Genomic DNA, 20,328 nt, shown 5'->3' on the forward strand with positions numbered 1-20,328 from the left:
AAAGGGTGCGGCAAAAGCTTAAAAATCCCTGGTAAAGATATCGCTCTTGTGGAGAAGATCCTCCACCGTGTCGAATCCAAGCCGATGAAGCAGCTCTATCACATAGGGATTTTCAAGAGGAGTGTAATAGGCGGCGTCATCGCCGTAGGCCTCCACATGCCTGCGTCCCTCTTCCCGGTTGAGTATCGCTTTGGGGCCGCCCACGCAGCCGCCCACACAGCCCATGCCCTCGAAGAAATTACCGTCGATCTCACCGTTTTCCAGCTGTTGAATCATGGCCCGGCAGGCCGGCACACCGTCGGCCTGTCTGGTGCGCACCGCGATATTCCGGTGGGGGTTTAACTGTTCCACGGTGGACTTCACCGCCTCGCTGACTCCGCCGGTGTGGGCATAGATCCTGCCTGCCCGGGAGGAGTGATCCTTCTCGCTCTCAGGCAGAACGCCGGGATCGATGTCAGCCGCCTCAAAAACATCCCGGATTTCCTGAAAGGTAAGGACATAATCCACGGCTCCGGCCAGATCCGGTTCCCGGGCCTCGCTTTTCTTGGCGATACACGGACCGATAAACACGGTAACCGCTTCCGGGTGCAGTTTCTTGATCACGCGGCCGCAGGCGATCATAGGGGAGACCGCGCCGGGCACATGGGGCATGAGATCCCGGTAAATCTTCCGGATCATGGCGATCCACACCGGACAGCAACAGCTGGTCAGCTGATAATCCCCGTCATGAAGAATATTCCTGTCGAACTCTAACGCTTCCTTTAAGGTCAGAATGTCCGCAAAGAGAGCCACTTCCACCATCCCGTCAAAGCCCAGAGCCTTGAAAGCGTTTCGCAGCTTTCCGGGCGTCACATCCTCGCTGAACTGGCCCAGAAAAGCCGGCGCCACTAAAGCGTAGGCTAATTTCCCCTTATCCCGAACGGCTTTTAACGCGGGAAGAATATCCCTGCTGGCGGTGAGCTTGTCCGAATGACAGGCCTCGATACAGGCGCCGCAGCCGGTACACAGATCGGGGTCGATGACCAGCTTTCCATCCGGCCCCGGAACGATTGCATCAAATACGCAGCTCTTCTCACAGGCCTGGTCATACTCACATTTCTCACAGGATTCGGTACGCAGCACCGGCGGATATTTTTCCGGGTAGAGCAGGCAGTCCAGATGCCCCGCTTCGTGCTCCGGCAGCGGTTTCCCATCCGGTTTCAGAGTTTGTTTCAACACTTCCCGATATAATTCTTCAAAAGTCATGGTCACATTTTCCTTTTTCTTATTTTTTTACTTTATAAATTGTTTAGCAGTGCAGACTGTGCAGAAACGGAGGGTCAGGCCGTTATCTTTTCTTGATACCGATATTTTGTATCAATAATGGATTTGCTATACGTGGCGGGAATGGAATAAAATAAAATGTCCGGGCGGATAAATCATTTACCATCCTTCACCCCCGAGTAAGGCTTCCGCAAATGCAGCGCCCCAAAAGCCAGCAGCAATATCACATAAAGCACACAGATAATCCCTGCTGATATTCCCATAACGATCAGATCCAACGGAATCGAAAGTTTTTTTAATACAGAGTAACTCAATAGACCGCCTCCTATGGCGATAAGAATCGAAATCACCGGTTTCACCACCCAGTCGTGCAAAGGAAAGTCCATGGCCGCCTCCCGGTTCAGCACGAACATTCCCATAAATGTCAGCACAAGCTCGCTGGCCAGAACGCCCCACAGGTATCCCTGAATCCCATAGCGGGGAACACAAAAGAACACAAAAGCAATCCGTACCCCCAGCCCGAACATATTAAAAAGGAAAGTGGTGGTAGTTTTGCCCAATCCGTTCATAATACTGAACAGGGTAGTGGTAAGATAGAGAAACGGGCAGATCCAGGCCAGAGTCACGATGAAACTGCCGGCCATCTCATTGTTGAAAATAAACAACCCCATCTCATCCCCAAAAGCCAGAAATACGCCGGTGCACATGATCCCGAGAATCAGACAGTACTTGATCGTATTTTCTATGGTCCTTGCGATCATGCGGCGGTCATTCCTGGCTTGCGCCTCAGCCACTGCGGGCAGCAGCATCACGGAGACGGAGTTGGTGATGGCGGAGGGGAATAGAATCAGCGGCATGGACATGCCGGTCAGCACGCCGTACACACTGAGGGCTCCGGTGTTATCCATTCCGAATAGTCGTAGCTGTCCCGGTATGAGGATTGCCTCCGCGCTCTGCAGCAGGTTGATCAATACCCGGTTGGCGGTCAGGGGCAGCGAGAGGGTGATAATATTGCGCAGCTGTGAGAACGGGGCGACTGTCCTTGAGGACTGAACCGGATTCCGGTGGAAATGGTAACCCAGCGCGGTCAGGGAGTATAAGGTGGAGACCAGTTCCCCCACCGCCAGCCCGATCACGGCGATGGAAGCGGTTACGGCAAAGCCTTTCTCCAGACAGATCAGGTACAGCAAGTAAACGCAGGCCACCCGCACCACCTGTTCGATGAGCTGGGTCATGGCGGGGACAGAGGTCTTCTGCAGCCCGTAATAATAGCCGTTGATACAGGCGTGGATGGAACCAAACGGAATGGAAATAGCTGTGATCTGCAGCAAAACCGAACATCTGGGTTCGCCCAGCATATGTACGGACAGCCACGGTGCGTATTGGAACAACAGGTAAGCGGCCAGAAAAGACAAAGCGGTGGAAAGGCCCAGGCCTACATACAGGGTGTCCTTGGCGCTGCGGTCGTCACCGGTGGATACCTTAGCGGCCACGAAGCGGGAGATGGCAGTCTGGATCCCGGCCACGGTCAGGGAGAAGCAGATCGAGTGAATGGGGAAAATCAATTGGTAAATTCCCATCCCTTCCGCACCGATCGTATGTGATAAGAATATTCTATAGAAGAACCCGATGATTCTGGTGACCAGTCCTGTGATGGTCAAAATAAGGGTTCCGCGGATCAGCATGTGCTTTTTCATAGGAATCTCCAAAGTTGTAATCTATGTAAATATATTCTTTCAGACGTCTTGACAGAACACCGAAAGGGTGATATTCTTAGAACGAAATCCGAGTAATTTACTGGGAATTGAGGTGAAGCCTATGAAAATGTCCACGAAAGGACGATATGGTTTAAGGGCGATGATAGACCTCGCGGTCCACAGCGAAGAGGAAGCGGTATCCATCGCAAGTATCGCCGCCAGGCAGGACATATCGGAGAGCTATCTGGAGCAGCTGATCGCGAAGCTTAAGAAAGCGGGAATCGTCACCAGCACCCGGGGAGCATCCGGCGGCTATAAGCTGGCCAAACCGGCGCAGGAGATCTCCGTGGGAGATATCTTAAGAGCGCTTGAGGGGAGCTTAGACCCGGTGGAATGTCCGGGAATCAGCGACGAAGGCGGCTGCAGCGGAGCGGGAGCCTGCGTAACCAAATATGTCTGGCAGCGAATTAACGACAGCGTCAATAAGACGGTGGATGAGATCTATTTAAGCCAGTTGATAGAAGAAAGCAAGACAAAGCAATGTGACAACCAACCCCAGGACTATCTCAAGGGATGTAAAAATTAAGGAGTGAAAGGGCCATGAAAAAATTAATTTATTTAGATAATGCTGCGACAACAAAGACGGCGCCGGAAGTTATGGAGGCCATGATTCCCTATTTTACGGAATATTACGGGAATCCATCCAGTGTGTATGATTTTGCCGGAATCAGTAAAAAAGCTCTGGATGAAAGCCGTGAAACCATTGCGAATGCCCTGCATGCCAAGGAGAATGAGATCTACTTTACCGCCGGCGGCAGTGAAGCCGACAACTGGGCGTTAAAAGCCACAGCCGAGGCATATGCGGCTAAAGGAAAACATATCATCACGACCAAGATCGAGCACCACGCCATCCTGCACACCGGGGAATACCTGGAAAAGTTAGGTTACGAGGTAACCTACCTGGATGTGGATGAATTCGGAGTCGTGAAACTGGATCAGTTAAAAAAGGCCATCCGTCCGGATACTATATTAATTTCCGTGATGTTTGCCAATAATGAGATCGGAACCATACAGCCCATCAAAGAAATCGGCGAGATCGCCCATGAGCAAGGAATCCTGTTCCACACAGACGCGGTCCAGGCCTTCGGCCAGGTGCCCATCGACGTGGACGAATACCATATCGACATGTTAAGCGCCAGCGGCCATAAATTAAACGGGCCGAAAGGGATCGGTTTCCTGTACATCCGAAAGGGTGTAAAAATCCGTTCCTTTGTCCACGGCGGAGCCCAGGAGCGCAAGCGCCGGGCCGGTACGGAGAATGTCCCCGGCATCGTGGGCCTTGGAAAAGCGGTGGAGCTGGCGGTAAATACCATGGAAGAACGCACCGCAAAGGAAAAGGAACTTCGGGACTACCTGATTGACCGCGTGTTAAAGGAAGTGCCTTACACGAGGCTGAACGGACACCGGACCAACCGCCTTCCCAACAATGCCAACTTCAGTTTCCAGTTTGTAGAAGGGGAATCCCTGTTAATCATGCTGGACATGGACGGCATCTGCGGTTCCAGCGGATCAGCCTGTACTTCCGGCTCCCTGGACCCGTCCCATGTATTGCTGGCCATCGGCCTGCCTCATGAGATCGCCCACGGTTCCCTGCGTCTTACCCTAAGCGCGGAGACCACGAAGGAAGACATTGATTTCGTTGTGGAATCCATTAAGAAGATAGTCACAAAACTGCGGAGCATGTCGCCTTTATATGAAGATTTTATCAAGCAGAATTAGAGAATCGCACAGCGGCCTTCAAATAGACACGCTGATGAATGGAAAACAGAATCACAGATTAATTTTAGAAGAAACCGGAAAATAAATGCCGGGCGCCGCGCCTGTCAGGACGTTCTAAGAAACGGCGGGTACCGCAGGCGCAAGGCCGGGAAAACAAAGATCAGGAGGAAATAACTATGTACTCAGAAAAAGTGATGGATCACTTCCAAAATCCCAGAAATGTAGGGGAAATAGAAAATGCCAGCGGTGTCGGCACGGTTGGTAACGCCAAGTGCGGCGATATTATGAGAATGTACCTGGATATCGACGATGACGGAATCATTCGGGACTGTAAATTCAAAACCTTTGGATGCGGGGCAGCCGTAGCCACCAGCAGTATGGCCACAGAACTCGTCAAAGGCAAGACGGTCCAGGAAGCCCTGGAAATAACCAATAAAGCCGTTATGGAAGCCCTGGACGGACTTCCTCCGGTAAAAGTCCACTGTTCCCTGCTGGCGGAGGAAGCCATTCATGCCGCTCTGTGGGATTACGCGCAAAAGCACGATATCAAAATAGAGGGTCTGGAAAAGCCCAAATCCGATATCAGTGAGGAAGAAGACGAAGAAGACTACTAAAGCCGGAGGAGCCTCCATGGATAGAAAAAAAGTAGTGGTAGGCATGTCCGGAGGTGTAGACTCCTCGGTTGCCGCCTACTTATTAAAAGAGCAGGGATACGACGTGATCGGCGTCACCATGCAGATCTGGCAGGAAGAAGACAGAGGCTTACAGGAAGAAAACGGAGGCTGCTGCGGCCTAAGCGCTGTGGACGATGCCAGAAGGGTAGCCCAAAGCCTCGGCATTCCCTACTATGTCATGAACTTCCGGTCCGAATTCCAGAGACACGTGATCGACTATTTCGCAGAAGAATACACCCGGGGCCGGACCCCCAATCCCTGCATCGCCTGCAACCGCTATGTCAAATGGGAATCTCTGCTAAAGCGGAGCTTAGACATCGGCGCGGACTACATCGCCACGGGGCATTACGCCCGCATCACCCGGCTGCCAAACGGCCGGTACGCGATCCGCCGTTCCGCCACCGCGGCCAAAGACCAGACCTACGCGCTCTATAATCTGACTCAGCAGCAGCTCGCCCACACGCTGATGCCGGTAGGCGAATACACCAAAGATGAGATCCGCGATATCGCCCGGAAGATCGGGCTTCGGGTAGCCGCCAAACCGGACAGCCAGGAGATCTGTTTCGTGCCGGATCAGGACTACGCCGGGTTTATCGAAGACTACACCGGCAGAAAATTCCCTCCGGGGAATTTTGTAACAACGGACGGAAAAATCATAGGCCGTCATGCCGGCATCATCCATTACACCGTGGGCCAGCGGAAAGGCCTGGGCATCGCCATGGGCCGCCCGGTCTTTGTGACCGAGATCCGTCCGGAGACGAATGAAGTCGTGATCGGAGAGAGCGGGGACGTCTTCTGCGCCACGCTGACTGCGGATCACCTGAACTTTATGTCGATCCCTGGTATGGATACCGGGGAAGAACTGGAAGTTACCGGAAAGATCCGTTACAGCCATCAGGGCGCGCCCTGCCGTATCAAAAAAGTGGATGACGGCCATATCCAATGTAACTTTGCAGCCCCCCAGCGGGCCATTACCCCGGGACAAGCCGTAGTCTTCTACGACGGAGACTGTGTGCTGGGCGGAGGAACGATCCTCAAAAGAGGACCGGAAGCCTGACGTTTACCCTCCTCTGACTCTATGGGTGCTAAGATTACATTGGTGATGGCGGAGCATTCTGACCCATTTTGGCCAGAGACTCTTGCCCGGGTCTGGGTGTGCGCGGTGTTTTGGGACAGGGACTGCGGCGGTATGCGGGGACGCTCCCGGCGGCCGGGGTCTTTTGTGTCTCCCGGGGAGCGCGAGGGCTTGCGCTGGCAGCCGCTAAGGGAAATTGAAAAGCCAGGTTCAGGAACCGAGCCTATTCACCAGGAACACATGATGTGTTCCCGGTTCAGAGGCTCTTGCCCGTCGGACGTGAAGTCCGCCGGTCATCCTGAACCTGGCTTTTCGATTTCCCTAAGCGGCTGCTCAGCCGCCCTATGCGCTCCCCGGGAGACACAAAAGACCCCGGCCGCCGGGAGCGTCCCCGTATACCGCCGCAGTCCCTGCCCCAAAACACCGCGCACACCCAGACCCGGGCAAGAGCCTCTGGCCAAAATGGGTCAGAATGCTTTTTAATCGCCTTTTTTGTTTTATGTAAAAGAAATTACATATAGATGTATAAGGAAAGTAAATGCAAAAATGGAAAGTTTCCTTGACATTTTTGAATAATCCGTTATAATTATAATGGAAAGCAAACTTTCCATAAGGAGTTCCATAAGGAGTTCCGTAAGAAGTTCCATGAGAAGATTTATAAGGAGTTCCGTAAGAAGCTTCATGAGAAGATTCATAAGAAGTTCCATAAGAAACTCTATAACAGGTACCATAAGAAACTCCACAAGGAGGAAAGCGGGTTTGAAAAATCGTTTGGAGGAAATCCGAAAGGAGAGAGGCATCAAACAGGAAGAGCTGGCGGCTGAGCTTGAGGTTTCGAGACAGACGATCGGGTCGCTGGAAAATGGACGGTATAATCCATCTATCCTGTTAGCTTTTAAAATCGCCCGGTATTTTAATATGAGTATCGAAGAGATCTTCCTGTATGAGGATGATTAAAATTAAGTAATAGGATCTCCGCTAATACTTATATATGATACGGGCGGACAATTCAGTGAACCTATTTCCGTAGAATTTATGGCGCAGTATATGCGCTGCAGGAGGAAAAGATGAAGAAAGCAAAACATACCATCATAATGTTTTCAGGACTAATTTTACTGATTGCAGGCCTTTGTTTTATTAAGATCTTCACGGAACCCCAAGGGTTCATGCGGACCCTGCCCTATCTATGCATCGGTATCGGCTGCGGAATGTTCTCCTATGGCTTGAGTAAGATAATCAACAAAAGAGCTCTTAAAAAAGATCCGGTATTAGCCAGACAAATGGAAATCGAGATTAACGATGAAAGAAACATAGAGCACGCTAACTTGTCAAAAGCAAAGGGGTTCACAATGATGACCTACGTTTTCTCGGCCCTCCTTTTAGTCTACGCCTTCATGGGCGTATCCCCCAAAATACTTTTGCCCTTTGTAATCGCATATCTGTTTGTTCAATTCTACGCCCTCTACCATCGGCTGAAAATTGATAAAGAACAATAATTGTATATAGATTTCTCCCGATTGTGTCACCTCATTTCTTTTTTCCCAAACCGTTTTGCGGCTAACACAAGGGAGAGTGTAAAAATCATGATGGCGCAGGGAACAAAGGGAAAAAGCCGGAACGCTGTATTTGCGCTCTTTGCTGTAAACTCATGCAGAGAACAGGACACCAGATAACCGCTATAACAATAGGGGTAGAGAAACCATACCGGCGTTGCCCCGGCCAGCAGACCGGGAATTACCAGAAAAAGGTTTAATCCTACGGAAATCAGCGGCTTTTCGAACAAAACCGTAAGCGCCCACATAACCGCTACACAGGGGAGCATCGTCAGGAACAGTCCCAAACACCATTTCAACAAGTAAAACAGGGGCATTGTTTCCCTTATGCCGGATGCAGCAGTTGCAATCCATCCCGCAACGATAAATGTGACAAAGAATACTACTATTTCCATGAAAAGATAGAACACCGGTACACAGAATTTTGCAAGAGACAAGGTTTGCCGATTGACCGGCAGAGCCAACATCTTCAGAATCCCATTGTTCTGTGTTTCTCTGCCTGCTATCATCACACAGACGACGATCATACTAAATGGCAGTAAATAATAGGCATATAGCAATGCGCTCTGAATGAACATGGCAGGCCACGCATTTGTGTATTCTGGTGTGAAATACATACTCAAATTAGAGACACCGGAACATACCACCAACAGCGGCGCTATGAAAAGCAGCGGTATGATCCTGGAACGTTTCACTTTCGTAAATTCAATCATTAACAGTTCCAAAAAATTCATGATAATCCCTCCTATTCATAACGCAGATTTTTTGCCATCCATAACCCTATGCCAAGGAACAGAAGCGTTTCCATCAGCGCGATGCCGATCACTGTCACATCCGGCCGGGCGCTCATGGAAACGGCCGGCTTTAACATCACAACGAATGGGTCGATCAGGAAGAACCCTGTTTTAGTTGTACCGAAAGCCATTCCGCTCAAAAATCCGGCCACACCCACGCCAAGGGGAATCCACATATTTTCGGAGCGTGATGAAACCAACAGCTCGAAAGATAATACAGGCATAGAGGTAAGAAAAGAGTATAGGGTAAACTTGATAAGCGATCCCAAATCAAACGTTCCCGGCGGCAAATCTGTCATACCGATTTTCATAAGAGCCAGATTTTGCAAAACAATCGCAAGAAAAAGCATGACGGTCAAAATCATAAACTTGCACAAATACATCTCCGTTACGCTGACAGGGAGCAAATACATCTTTTTTACTGCGTTTCCCTTAAACTCCATGTTGTAGATCATACAGGCAGCTGCTAGGATGCCAAACATATTCAAAATCATGATCACGCCATAGAGCTGGGTCAGCAAAACATCCGTCGGAGCCAGCGGCAGGCTCAACAGGGTATCTCTGCGAAACAGGAAATTCACAAAGGCGTACGCTGCGCCTAAGATGCCAGTGGTGAACAGAACCGGAATAATTCCGGTTCGTTTTTCTTTTTTTAGTTCGATTGACAATGTTCTCATAAATGGGCCTCCTGCTTTCTTAAGGCATTGTCTTTCTCTACCATAGACAAGAACATATCTTCCAAATTATCCGCCGCGAAGCCGGAATGCAAAGCATTTTGCCGCAGCTCATCCATGCTCCCCTCAAACAGCAGACGGCCATGATTCAAAATGCCGATGTCATCTGCCATCAGTTCAATTTCAGACAACAGATGGGAGGAAATGAGTATCGTACAATCGCAGAGCGCAGGCAGAGTTTTAATCAGCTTTCGGATTTCGTGGATGCCGGACGGATCAAGGCCGTTTGTGGGTTCATCCAGAATCAGTATCGGCGGCCTGCCTAAAAGCGCGCCGGCCAAACCAAGACGCTGCTTCATGCCGAGAGAATACTTTTTTGCCAGGCGGCCGCCAAATTCAGACAGACCCACCAGTTCCAACGCATCTTCCACAGCGCTTTTCGGCAATCCCAAAATCTTGCGGATAATATCAAGGTTTTCCCGCCCTGTCAGGTTCGCATAGAACGAAGGGGACTCGATAAAGGAACCAACTTCTCTCAAAATAGAAAGCCTGTCCTTCGGAAAGTGCATCCCGTCAATGATAAAGCTGCCTCTTGTAGGGGCTGTCAGGCCCAGCAGCATTTTCATAGTGGTGGATTTTCCGGCTCCATTGGGGCCAAGGAATCCGTAGATACTGCCTTTCCTGATATGAAGTGAAACGTTGCCCACGGACGTAAACTTTTTATATTTTTTCGTCAACCGTTCCGTTGTTATAATATAATCCATAGAGACATCTCCTTTCGATGTCTCTATCTTAGCTTACCAACCTGACAGCTACATTCCCGTATCCTTACTTTTACCTTACTTTTTTACTGCTCCACCCGCAAAATAGATCCGGTATGATATAATATCTTTGGCGGAGGGATTGCTATGGAAAAAACTTTTCTACAAACAAAAAAGGTTATGCTCGTCGATGACGAACCCGATTTATTAAAAATGGTATCCGCCATTTTAGCGGATGACGGATTTGAAAATATTGTTGCTGCCGCCACCGTGAAAGCCGCCGTCAACGTTTGTAAAGAGGAAAAGCCTGATCTATTGATTCTGGATGTCATGCTTCCGGATGGGGACGGTTTTTCTTTGATGCGGCAGATACGGCAATTTACCAATGTCCCGGTTATATTTCTGACTGCAAAAGATGAAGCGGCTGACAAATTAGCCGGATTGGGACTTGGCGCGGATGACTACATTGTAAAGCCATTTCTTCCGCAGGAATTGCTATTGCGCGTTTACGCAATTCTGCGCCGATGCTATAAAGAAGAAAGCAATATCATAAAGCTGGAAGGATGTACGGTGGATTTCAGCCGGGCCGAGGTAAAACGAGATGGAAAGACGATTCCCCTCACTGCAAAAGAACATGTCCTCTTAGAAACACTTGCCCGGAATGAGGGAAAAATAGTTACGCTGGATGCGCTTTGTGAAGCGCTATGGGGAGATAACCCCTTCGGATATGAAAACAGTCTGAACGCTCATGTACGGCGCATACGGGAAAAAATCGAAGTCAGCCCATCAAAACCCGTTTCCCTTATTACCATAAAAGGGCTTGGATATAAATTAAACATAAGGAAGTAAGGCTATGAAATCATTTACCAGATATTTTTCAAAATATTTCCTATCCTTTTTGTCGTTGATCTTCCTGCTGGTGATTCTCAATGTAATTGTGTTTGCGGGAACCTTTTATGGAAACATTACAAAAGATTATGGGGACAGTTCCCCACGCAGGCTGTTAGAAGAAACCATAGCGGACAGTTCAGCATCAGGAATATCTGATACGGCGCGAGAAAAATTGAGATCACATAATATATGGGCGATGTTTTTATCTCCTGACGGACAATGCAGGTGGGCGGTGGATCTGCCGCCGGGATTACCTGCTCAATACACCATACAGGATGTGGCTGTTTTTTCAAAAGGCTATCTGCAAGATTATCCTGTGTTTGTTTGGGATGATGCAGAGGGGCTGTTAGTGCTGGGTTATCCGAAAGGAAGCTATATCAAAATCACAGGCAACTATTACTCCAGAGACATGTTTAAAGCCATCCCACTGTACTTTGCAGGTATTCTCATATTAGACCTGCTCCTGCTGTTTGCCGCATATTATCTATCTAAAATAAAAGTCGTAAAAGATACCGCGCCCCTTGTTTCATCGATCAAAGCATTGGCTGACGGAAAAACAACTTCATTTTCTGTAAAAGGCGAATTGTCGGAGGTAGCGGAGAGCATAAACAAGGCGTCCCAAATATTGAGCAGACAAAATGAAGCAAGAGCAAATTGGATCAGCGGTGTTTCCCACGATATCCGCACCCCCCTCTCCATGATTATGGGATATGCGGAACGAATCACAACAAACAGCGATGCCGGCCCAGCCATTCAAGATCAGGCCCGGATCATACAACGGCAAAGCAAAAAGATAAAAACACTTATAGAAGATTTGAACCTGGTATCCAAGCTGGAATACGAAATGCAGCCCCTTCAAAAAGAGCAGATACGCCTGTCCAAACTCATACGCTCCTATGCCGCAGAATTACTTAACTCCGGAATCCCTGATGCCTACACAGTTGACATTGACATCGCACCGGACACAGAAAATACTATGATGGAATGCGATACCCGTTTGATTACACGGGCAATCAGCAATCTTGTACAAAACAGCATCAACCAGAATCCACAAGGCTGTAAAATTCAGCTCGCCCTCAAAAATGTCAATGGATGTCTCACGTTAATAGTTGCCGATAACGGCATAGGACTAACACCCGAAAAACTGCAGGAACTAAAGAAAAAGCCGCACTACATGGAAAGCACAGATGAAAGACTAGATTTGCGGCACGGCTTAGGACTTTTGCTCGTGCGCCAAATCGTTGAAACACATAACGGTTCCATGAAAATAGACACGATCCCAAATCAAGGCTATAAAACAATGATATCCTTTCCGTATATTCATCAACCTCCCCCACCTAAGGCCACTGTCCATTAAATCCCCAGTCACGCCTGCCGCCCCATCATACTACCCACCCATCACCAATGCCGCCTCCCGCCCCCACCGCCTAGTAATAAAAGGAACGAAATGGATGCTGGGATTCGGCTGGGGATTGGATGGAGGGCCGGCCGGGGGCGTTTGTGTCTCCTGGGGTGTGCATAGGGCGGCTGTGCATCCGCTTAGGGGAATCGAAAAGCCAGGTTCAGGATGCCCGGCGGACTTCACGTCCGACGGGCAAGAGCCTCTGAACCGGGAACACCTCAAGTGTTCCTGGTGAATAGGCTCGGTTCCTGAACCTGGCTTTTCGATTCCCCTTAGCGGATGCCAGCGCAAGCCCTCCGCGCACCCCAGGAGACACAAACGCCCCCGGCCGGCCCTCCATCCAATCCCCAGCCGAATCCCAGCATCCATTTCGTTCCCACTTTATTCCCCCTTGCCACCCAGTGAAAATGTGGTACAATGGAACAGAATACCAACGAGAAAGTGGAGTTGATGATATTGACATTTACGAAGAAAGACTGGATATTTTGTATCGCTCTGACGCTTCTGTACGCCTGCATTGCCCTCACCAATGTCGGTTCCAATAAAACGCCGGAAAACGGCTACACCCTGAAAGAGGGCGGAGCGCCTGCGGTGATTGGTTTTGAACAGGAAGAAGATATCGCGCAGATCTGGGTATATTCCGGCATCTCGGAAGGGAACCTGAAGGTGACTTCAGAGGACGGCCAGGAGCTTGACTATGAGCAGAAGTTTGGAAAGATGTACCGCTATGCGAATATCGGCGGGGATTTTCATACAAAACAGCTGACTTTTTCCTCGGAGTCCGGGGACCTTGAGATATTGGAGATCGTGTTCTGGAATGCCCAGGGAGAACAGATCCGGGGCTATCTGGCGGCCGGAGACCCGGAAGCCTCGAACCTGCTGGATGAATCGGACCATGTGCCCAAGCGGCCCACGTTTACGGACGGGATGTATTTTGACGAGCTTTATCATGCCAGGACGGGATACGAGTATATTCACGGTATGGAACCTTATGAGACCGTGCATCCGCCGTTAGGTAAGGTGCTGATATCCTTCGGAATCCGTATGTTCGGCATGAATCCGTTTGGATGGCGGATTATGGGAGTGATGTTCGGAATCTTTATGGTACCGGTTATGTATGTATTTGGAAAAAGGCTGTTCAAAAAATCCGAATACGCGCTGCTGGCCTCATTTTTATTCACCTTTGACTTTATGCATTATACTCAGTCCAGGATTGCTACCCTGGATGTGTTCGCAGTGTTTTTTATACTGCTGATGTACTATTTTATGTATGAATATTATACGATGGATTTTTACCGGGACGGCTTAAAGAAGACCCTGCGGCCGCTGGCGCTCTCGGGTGTGTTTTTTGCGATCGGGGTGGCGGTAAAATGGATCGGAATCTATGCGGGAGCCGGTCTGGCGGTGATATTCTTCACATCGCTTATCCAACGGTATCTGAGATACCGGCGGCTTAAGACGGCCGGGGATGAGTCCGCTCCGGAAATGGGACGGATATTTAAAAAGAATGCCTGGATACTGATCGGATGGTGCGTCCTGTTCTTTATCGCGCTGCCCATCGGGGTTTATCTGCTGGCTTATATTCCATATTTTAATATCGGCTATGACCTGAAAGGAATCTGGGACTGCCAGGTGACCATGTACAGCTATCACTCCACGCTGGAGGCGACGCATCCCTACCAGTCTCTGGCAATCGAGTGGCCTTATATACTGCGGCCGGTCTGGTATTTTATGGGGGCTTTTGAGCCGGAAGGCTCGGTGGCTACGATCTCTGTCATGGGGAATCCCGCGGTCTGGTGGATCTGTTCTACCGGCACGATAGTGCTGATCGCGGCTTTATGCCTGCGGAAAATAAAAGGGAATCCGGCGATCTTTGTGTCATTGGTGGGTATAGCCTCCAATTTTGTGCCGTGGCTGCTGATCCGCCGCTGTATCTTTATCTACCACTTCTTCGCCACCGTACCGTTTATTCTGCTGGGCACGGTCTGCCTGCTCTTTGAGCTGGAGAAAAAGTATCCAAAGCTGGCCTGGGTCAAGTGGGCCTGGATGGGTCTGGCGCTGGCGCTGTTTATTCTGTTTTTCCCGGTGATCTCCGGAGTGGAATGTTCCACCGCGTATTCCGATGCGCTTGAGTGGCTGCCGGGCTGGACGTTCCGGGGAGTCTGATTATGAAATACGAGAGAATGGAGCCGGCCGAATTCCTGGAGCGGCCCAACCGTTTTGTGGCCTATGTCCGGACCCGCGCGGGGAGGGAAGTCTGCCATGTGAAAAATACGGGAAGGTGCGCCGAGCTGTTGGTTCCGGGAGCGGATATCCTGGTGCAGAGAACTGATCGGCAAAAGCGTAAGACTGCGCTGGATCTGATCGGGGTATATAAAGGCGGGCGGCTGATCAATATGGATTCCCAGGCGCCCAATCAAGTGGCGGAAGAGTGGATACGGGAGGGCGGGTTGTTCAAAGACGCTTCCTTTATCCGGCGGGAAAAGAAATATCACAATTCAAGATTTGATCTTTATATAGAAGAAAAGGGAAGAAAAATCTTCCTGGAGGTAAAAGGAGTGACGCTTGAGCAGGATGGAACCGCCATGTTCCCCGATGCGCCCACAGAACGCGGCATCAAGCATCTGAATGAACTTTGCGACTGTATCCGGGAAGGCTATGAGGCTTATGTGCTTTTTGTGATACAGATGGAAGGGGTAGCTTGTTTTACTCCGAATATGGCGACCGCGCCGGAGTTTGGACAAGCGCTGTTACGGGCCCGAAAGGCCGGAGTACATCTGTTGGCACGGGACTGTGTCGTTACGACGGATACGCTGAAAATCCGGGATGAGGTGAAAATAAAGCTGCCCCCGGATAGGTAAACAGGATGGGGGTGTCTCGGGCCGGCGCTGCGGGACACCCTCCTCCTGGCTTATAGAATGGAGAAGCTATGGAATTAACCGATATTGTAAAACCGCTGCTTACATGGTATGACGGCAATGCCAGGATACTGCCCTGGCGGGAGGACGCTTCCCCTTACCGGGTATGGGTTTCCGAGATTATGCTGCAGCAGACCCGTGTGGAAGCGGTAAAACCATATTTTGAACGATTTACCAGGGAGCTTCCGGATATACAGGCGCTGGCGCAGGTACCGGAGGACCGGCTGCTGAAGCTGTGGGAAGGACTGGGATATTATAACCGGGTCCGGAATATGCAGAAGGCGGCGCGGAAGGTGGCACAGGAGTTTGCGGGGGAGCTTCCGGCGGACTATGAACAGCTGTTAGCTCTTCCTGGGATTGGTTCTTACACGGCGGGTGCGATCGCATCCATCGCCTATCAGATCTGCGTTCCGGCTGTGGACGGCAATGTATTGCGGGTAGTCTCCCGTTTGACGGCCAGCCGGGATGATATTTTAAAGCAGTCGGTAAAAAAGAGGATGGAACAACAGGTGGGAGCGGTCATTCCGGCTGAACGGCCGGGAGCTTTTAATCAGGCGCTGATGGAACTGGGAGCGATGGTGTGCGTGCCGAACGGCATGGCCAGGTGTGACGGCTGTCCGCTGCGGGAACTCTGCGAGGCCAGAAAGCAGGGGATTGTCATGGAGCTGCCCCGAAAGACCCCGAAGAAGGCCAGAAGGCTGGAAGACAGGACGGTACTGGTGGTCCGGGACGGTGATAAGGTGGCCATACACAGAAGGCCCGGTAAAGGGCTGCTGGCCGGTATGTATGAATTCCCCAATGTAGAAGGCTTTTTGACCGATGACGAGGTGTTGGCATTTCTAAAGGGAAGAAAGCTGTCCCCGATCAGGATTCAGAAGCTGGAGCCTTCGAAACACATTTTCAGCCATATCGAATGGCATATGATCGGCTATGTCGTCAGAGTGGAGGAGCTGGAAGAGATGGATGCCTCCGACTGGATTTTTATCGAACCCCAGGATACCGGGAGGGACTATCCGATACCGGCGGCCTTTGGAGCTTATACGAAATATTTGAATATAAAATGGGGATTGGATAATAATTAGAAGAAAAAGGAAGTGATATCTGTGAGCGAGGCGATCTATTTCAACGGAGATATTCTGACTATGGAGGGCGACGTCCCCCGCTATGTGGAGGCTCTGTTCATACGGGATGGAAGGATTCTGGCCACCGGAACGAAGAGTGAGATGACGAAGCTTGTGGGTAAGGATACGAAATTGATGAATCTTCAGGGAAGGACCTTAATGCCCGCCTTCCTGGACCCCCACAGCCATATCACGGCCTGCGCCGAGATCTTGAATCAGGCCAGGCTTGGCAGCGCGTCCAGTTTCGATGAGCTGGCCGGCAGCCTGAAGAAGTTTCTGGAAAAAAATCCTCCGGCCCCCGGGGAATTCCTCATGGGGTTTGGTTATGACCACAATAACCTGGAAGAGGGGATGCATCCGACCAGAGAAGTGCTGGACCGGGTAAGCGCCGACATACCGGTCATAGCGGTCCACGCTTCCGGGCACATGGCGGTGCTCAATACGGCGGCCCTCTCAATGCTTGGGATCGGCGCGCAGACACCGGAGGTGCCGGGCGGGCGGATCGGGCGGGAAGCGGATGGGAAGACGCCGGACGGTTATCTGGAGGAAAAAGCCTTCATGACATTTTCTTCAAAGATTCCCAGGCCCTCTGCCGAATCCGCAATGGATGCGCTGGAAAAAGCACAGGATATGTATGTAAGCTATGGAATCACCACGATTCAGGACGGTTTGACCGAGGAGGCCTCGTTTGCCCTGTTAAAAGAGGCGGCCGCGGCCGGCAGGTTAAAGACAGATATCGTCTGCTACGCGGATCTTTTAAAAGCGCCCGGGCTGGTACAAAAGGAACCGGAATATGACCGGCGTTATCACCGGCATTTGAAGATCGGCGGATATAAGATCATCTTAGACGGCTCTCCCCAGGGGCGTACCGCCTGGCTGTCCAAACCCTATGAGGATGCGAAGGACGGGTACAGCGGGTATCCGGTCTATACGCAGGAGCAGGTGGACACTTACGTGGAGCGCTCTAAGGAGGAAGGCCGCCAGCTGCTGGTCCACTGCAACGGGGACGCTGCGGCGGAACAGATGATCAGGGCCTGCCGGAAGCCCTCGAAGCTTCGTCCGGTCATGATTCACGCCCAGACCGTACGCAGGGATCAGCTGGTGAGGATGAAGGAGCTGGGGATTATCCCGTCCTTCTTTATCGCCCACGTCTACCACTGGGGTGAGATTCACAGGAAAAACCTGGGTGAAGAGCGCTCAGAGCGGATCAGCCCTGCCAGGGAAGCTGCGGATCTGCAGATGCCCTACACCTTTCACCAGGACACACCGGTCATCGAGCCGGATATGCTTGAGACGGTCTGGTGCGCGGTGAATCGGAAAACCAGAAGCGGCCGGACGCTGGGAGCGGAATATGCGGTTACTCCCTATGAGGCTTTGCAGGCGGTAACCTGTTACGCGGCTTTTCAGTATTTTGAGGAAGACGATAAGGGAACTCTAAGCCCGGGTAAACTGGCGGATATGATTATATTGTCCGAAAATCCTCTTAAGGCGGAACCGGATGAGATCCGCAGGATACGAGTTCTGGCGACGCTGAAAGAAGGAGAACTTCTGTATGAGGCGCCGAAAGAGACAAAGCAGGACCTGTAATGGGACCGTAAAAGGGTCTTGGAAACAGGAAAAGGAAGTTAAGAACTTTTTAAGTAAATATGAATGTTCATTAATTTTTGGAAAAGTCCATTGGAATATCGGTGAAAAGCCTTTATAATGCAGTTAGTATTGTTCGAGCAAATGAATGCATAGGGGGATCAGGAAAAAATGAAATTATTGTCGATAACAGTGCCCTGCTATAACTCTGAAGGATATATGAAACGATGTATCGATTCTCTTTTAGTTGGGGGAGAGGAGATCGAGATACTGATCGTGGATGACGGCTCCACGGACGGCACCGGGCAGATTGCGGATGAATACCAGACGCGGTTTCCCGGTATCGTAAAAGCGATCCATCAGGAAAACGGGGGACACGGCGAAGCGGTGAACTGCGGTCTTAGAAATGCCGCCGGACTGTATTTTAAGGTGGTGGACAGTGACGATTGGGTGAATGAAGCGGCTTATAAGAAAATCTTAAGTGTCCTTCACCAGATGGCGGGAGGCAGGACAACTCTGGATATGCTCATCAGCAATTTCGTCTATGAAAAGCAGGGCGCGGTTCATAAGAAGGTTATGCGTTATAAGACGGCCTTTCCCGTGGACGAGCTGTTTGGCTGGAAGGACGTGATGCACCTTCACAGGGGCCAGTATATTTTGATGCATTCGGTCATCTACCGCACACAGCTGCTCCGGGAATGTGGATTGGAGCTGCCCAAGCACACTTTTTATGTGGATAACATTTTCGTATATCAGCCGCTGCCCTATGTAAAGACGATGTACTACCTGGATGTGAATTTTTACCGGTATTTTATCGGCAGGGATGATCAGTCGGTAAATGAGGACGTCATGATCCGGCGGATCGATCAGCAGCTATTGGTCAACCGGATCATGATCGACGCCTATGACGTGTTCCGTATTCCCAACCGGAAACTCAGAAAATATATGACGAATTATCTGGAAATCATGATGACGGTATCCTCCATCATGCTGATCCGTTCCGGAACGGAAGAAAATCTGAATAAGAAAAATGAATTGTGGAAATATTTAAAACAGCAAAACCTCAGGCTGTATATCAAACTGAGATTCGGACTTCTGGGAAGGGCCTGTAACCTTCCGGGAAAGGGTGGACGAAAGCTTTCCATCGCGGCTTATAAAGTCACGCAGCATTTCTTTGGATTTAATTAAGTTTCCCCCTTTTCAAAAGGTGTCATCTATGTTACTATTATGTGGTATTAAAAACTACATAACGTGGTAATTATTTTGGAGGAAATTTATGAGCTATAAAATCATTGTCGACAGCTGTGGGGAATTACCTGAAAACTTAAAAAAAGATCCGCATTTTGAGACGGTATCCCTGTCTATGGATGTGGATGAGTATCATATAGTAGATGACGAGACCTTCGATCAGGCCGATTTTTTAAAGAAAGTGGCGGCCAGCCCTAACTGCCCGAAGTCTTCCTGCCCGTCTCCCAAGAGATATGTGGAAGCCTTCGAAGGGGAAGCGGAGCATGTGTACGCGGTTACTCTCTCCGCGGAACTGTCAGGTTCCCACAACAGCGCGGTATTGGCTAAGAAATTATATAAAGAGGAACACGACGACAAGAAGATATGGATATTCAATTCCCGTTCCGCATCCGTTGGGGAGACCCTGACGGCCATGAAGATACAGCAGTGCGAGGAGGAGGGAATGCCCTTTGAAAAGGTAGTAAAAACCGTGGAAGCGTATCTGGATTCCATGAATACCTTTTTCGTACTGGAGTCCCTGGAGACTCTCCGCAAAAACGGCCGCCTGACCGGCGTTAAGGCTCTGGTAGCCAGCGCATTGAACATCAAACCGGTTATGGGAGCCACGAACGAGGGAACGATCTATCAGCTGGGCCAGGCCCGCGGGGTGAGAAAAGCCCTGATGAAGATGATAGAACAGATCGGGGAAAAAACACCGGATATTAAGAACAGAGTTCTGGGAATCGCCCACTGCAACTGTCCGGAACGGGCGTTAGAAGTCAAAAAGGAAATCATTGCCCGCTATATGCCCAAAGGCATCTTTGTGGTGGACACAGCCGGGATCAGCAGCATGTACGCAAACGACGGAGGCATCATCATCGCTGTCTGAGACGGCGCAGCATTCGCAGCCCAATA

19 protein-coding genes are annotated in these 20,328 nt (G+C 50.3%); 14 read left to right on the top strand and 5 right to left on the bottom strand.

Annotated features, from left to right (window positions below; translation table 11 throughout):
- Positions 1-18 precede the first annotated feature (18 nt).
- Both KTH89_RS11950 and KTH89_RS11955 read right to left on the bottom strand, forming a co-directional pair.
- The gene (locus KTH89_RS11950) at positions 19-1,245 is read right to left on the bottom strand and encodes a [Fe-Fe] hydrogenase large subunit C-terminal domain-containing protein (protein WP_238721859.1); all 1,227 of its coding nucleotides are present in this window, start codon (positions 1,243-1,245) and stop codon (positions 19-21) included.
- Between the two features lie 173 nt (positions 1,246-1,418).
- Positions 1,419-2,960, bottom strand: coding sequence for a putative polysaccharide biosynthesis protein (locus tag KTH89_RS11955; RefSeq protein ID WP_238721860.1), 1,542 nt, complete (start codon positions 2,958-2,960; stop codon positions 1,419-1,421).
- 121 nt (positions 2,961-3,081) lie between these two features.
- Between KTH89_RS11955 and KTH89_RS11960 the strand changes: the two genes are divergently transcribed.
- From KTH89_RS11960 to KTH89_RS11985, 6 genes are all read left to right on the top strand, one after another.
- On the top strand, positions 3,082-3,546 hold the full coding sequence (locus tag KTH89_RS11960; RefSeq protein WP_158345035.1) for an RrF2 family transcriptional regulator: 465 nt from the start codon (positions 3,082-3,084) through the stop codon (positions 3,544-3,546).
- A 14-nt stretch (positions 3,547-3,560) separates the two neighbouring features.
- On the top strand, positions 3,561-4,739 hold the full coding sequence (gene nifS, locus KTH89_RS11965; RefSeq protein ID WP_158345037.1) for a cysteine desulfurase NifS: 1,179 nt from the start codon (positions 3,561-3,563) through the stop codon (positions 4,737-4,739).
- A gap of 176 nt (positions 4,740-4,915) precedes the next feature.
- Complete coding sequence (gene nifU, locus KTH89_RS11970; protein WP_158345039.1) at positions 4,916-5,353, top strand: Fe-S cluster assembly scaffold protein NifU; 438 nt, start codon at positions 4,916-4,918, stop codon at positions 5,351-5,353.
- Positions 5,354-5,369: 16 nt separating this feature from the next.
- The gene (gene mnmA, locus KTH89_RS11975) at positions 5,370-6,470 is read left to right on the top strand and encodes a tRNA 2-thiouridine(34) synthase MnmA (RefSeq protein ID WP_238721861.1); all 1,101 of its coding nucleotides are present in this window, start codon (positions 5,370-5,372) and stop codon (positions 6,468-6,470) included.
- 777 nt (positions 6,471-7,247) lie between these two features.
- On the top strand, positions 7,248-7,445 hold the full coding sequence (locus tag KTH89_RS11980; RefSeq protein WP_158345043.1) for a helix-turn-helix transcriptional regulator: 198 nt from the start codon (positions 7,248-7,250) through the stop codon (positions 7,443-7,445).
- Positions 7,446-7,555: 110 nt separating this feature from the next.
- A complete protein-coding gene (locus tag KTH89_RS11985; protein WP_238721862.1) occupies positions 7,556-7,984 on the top strand; it encodes a DUF6442 family protein in 429 nt (142 codons plus the stop codon).
- A 26-nt stretch (positions 7,985-8,010) separates the two neighbouring features.
- Here KTH89_RS11985 and KTH89_RS11990 read toward each other — a convergent pair whose 3' ends face one another.
- The 3 genes from KTH89_RS11990 to KTH89_RS12000 are packed head-to-tail and all read right to left on the bottom strand — an operon-like array spanning position 8,011 to position 10,273.
- Positions 8,011-8,775 (bottom strand): ABC transporter permease, encoded by a 765-nt coding sequence (locus KTH89_RS11990; RefSeq protein WP_238721863.1) that lies wholly within the window; start codon positions 8,773-8,775, stop codon positions 8,011-8,013.
- 11 nt (positions 8,776-8,786) lie between these two features.
- Positions 8,787-9,512, bottom strand: coding sequence for an ABC transporter permease (locus KTH89_RS11995; protein ID WP_238721864.1), 726 nt, complete (start codon positions 9,510-9,512; stop codon positions 8,787-8,789).
- The gene (locus KTH89_RS12000; protein WP_238721865.1) at positions 9,509-10,273 is read right to left on the bottom strand and encodes an ABC transporter ATP-binding protein; all 765 of its coding nucleotides are present in this window, start codon (positions 10,271-10,273) and stop codon (positions 9,509-9,511) included. The genes KTH89_RS11995 and KTH89_RS12000 overlap by 4 nt, the downstream gene beginning before the upstream one ends.
- A 144-nt stretch (positions 10,274-10,417) precedes the next feature.
- On the opposite strand from KTH89_RS12000, the gene KTH89_RS12005 reads away from it, so the two are divergent.
- The 8 genes from KTH89_RS12005 (at position 10,418) to KTH89_RS12040 (ending at position 20,302) form a co-directional block, all read left to right on the top strand.
- Positions 10,418-11,119 carry a response regulator transcription factor gene (locus KTH89_RS12005; RefSeq protein WP_238721866.1) on the top strand — a complete coding sequence of 234 codons (702 nt, stop codon included), beginning with the start codon at positions 10,418-10,420 and terminating at the stop codon, positions 11,117-11,119.
- Between the two features lie 4 nt (positions 11,120-11,123).
- Positions 11,124-12,518 (top strand): sensor histidine kinase, encoded by a 1,395-nt coding sequence (locus tag KTH89_RS12010; protein WP_238721867.1) that lies wholly within the window; start codon positions 11,124-11,126, stop codon positions 12,516-12,518.
- A 462-nt stretch (positions 12,519-12,980) separates the two neighbouring features.
- A complete protein-coding gene (locus KTH89_RS12015; RefSeq protein WP_238721868.1) occupies positions 12,981-14,729 on the top strand; it encodes a phospholipid carrier-dependent glycosyltransferase in 1,749 nt (582 codons plus the stop codon).
- A 2-nt stretch (positions 14,730-14,731) separates the two neighbouring features.
- The gene (gene sfsA / locus KTH89_RS12020) at positions 14,732-15,424 is read left to right on the top strand and encodes a DNA/RNA nuclease SfsA (protein WP_158345060.1); all 693 of its coding nucleotides are present in this window, start codon (positions 14,732-14,734) and stop codon (positions 15,422-15,424) included.
- A gap of 68 nt (positions 15,425-15,492) precedes the next feature.
- Positions 15,493-16,563 (top strand): A/G-specific adenine glycosylase, encoded by a 1,071-nt coding sequence (mutY, locus tag KTH89_RS12025; RefSeq protein WP_238721869.1) that lies wholly within the window; start codon positions 15,493-15,495, stop codon positions 16,561-16,563.
- A 21-nt stretch (positions 16,564-16,584) separates the two neighbouring features.
- Positions 16,585-18,189 (top strand): amidohydrolase, encoded by a 1,605-nt coding sequence (locus KTH89_RS12030; RefSeq protein ID WP_238721870.1) that lies wholly within the window; start codon positions 16,585-16,587, stop codon positions 18,187-18,189.
- Positions 18,190-18,357: 168 nt separating this feature from the next.
- Entirely contained in the window at positions 18,358-19,374 is a 1,017-nt protein-coding gene (locus KTH89_RS12035; protein WP_158345066.1) for a glycosyltransferase family 2 protein, read from the top strand.
- An 88-nt stretch (positions 19,375-19,462) separates the two neighbouring features.
- Positions 19,463-20,302 carry a DegV family protein gene (locus KTH89_RS12040; protein ID WP_158345068.1) on the top strand — a complete coding sequence of 280 codons (840 nt, stop codon included), beginning with the start codon at positions 19,463-19,465 and terminating at the stop codon, positions 20,300-20,302.
- Positions 20,303-20,328 lie beyond the last annotated feature (26 nt).

It is taken from the genome of Diplocloster agilis (genome assembly GCF_019042275.1).
GTDB lineage: Bacteria > Bacillota > Clostridia > Lachnospirales > Lachnospiraceae > Diplocloster > Diplocloster agilis.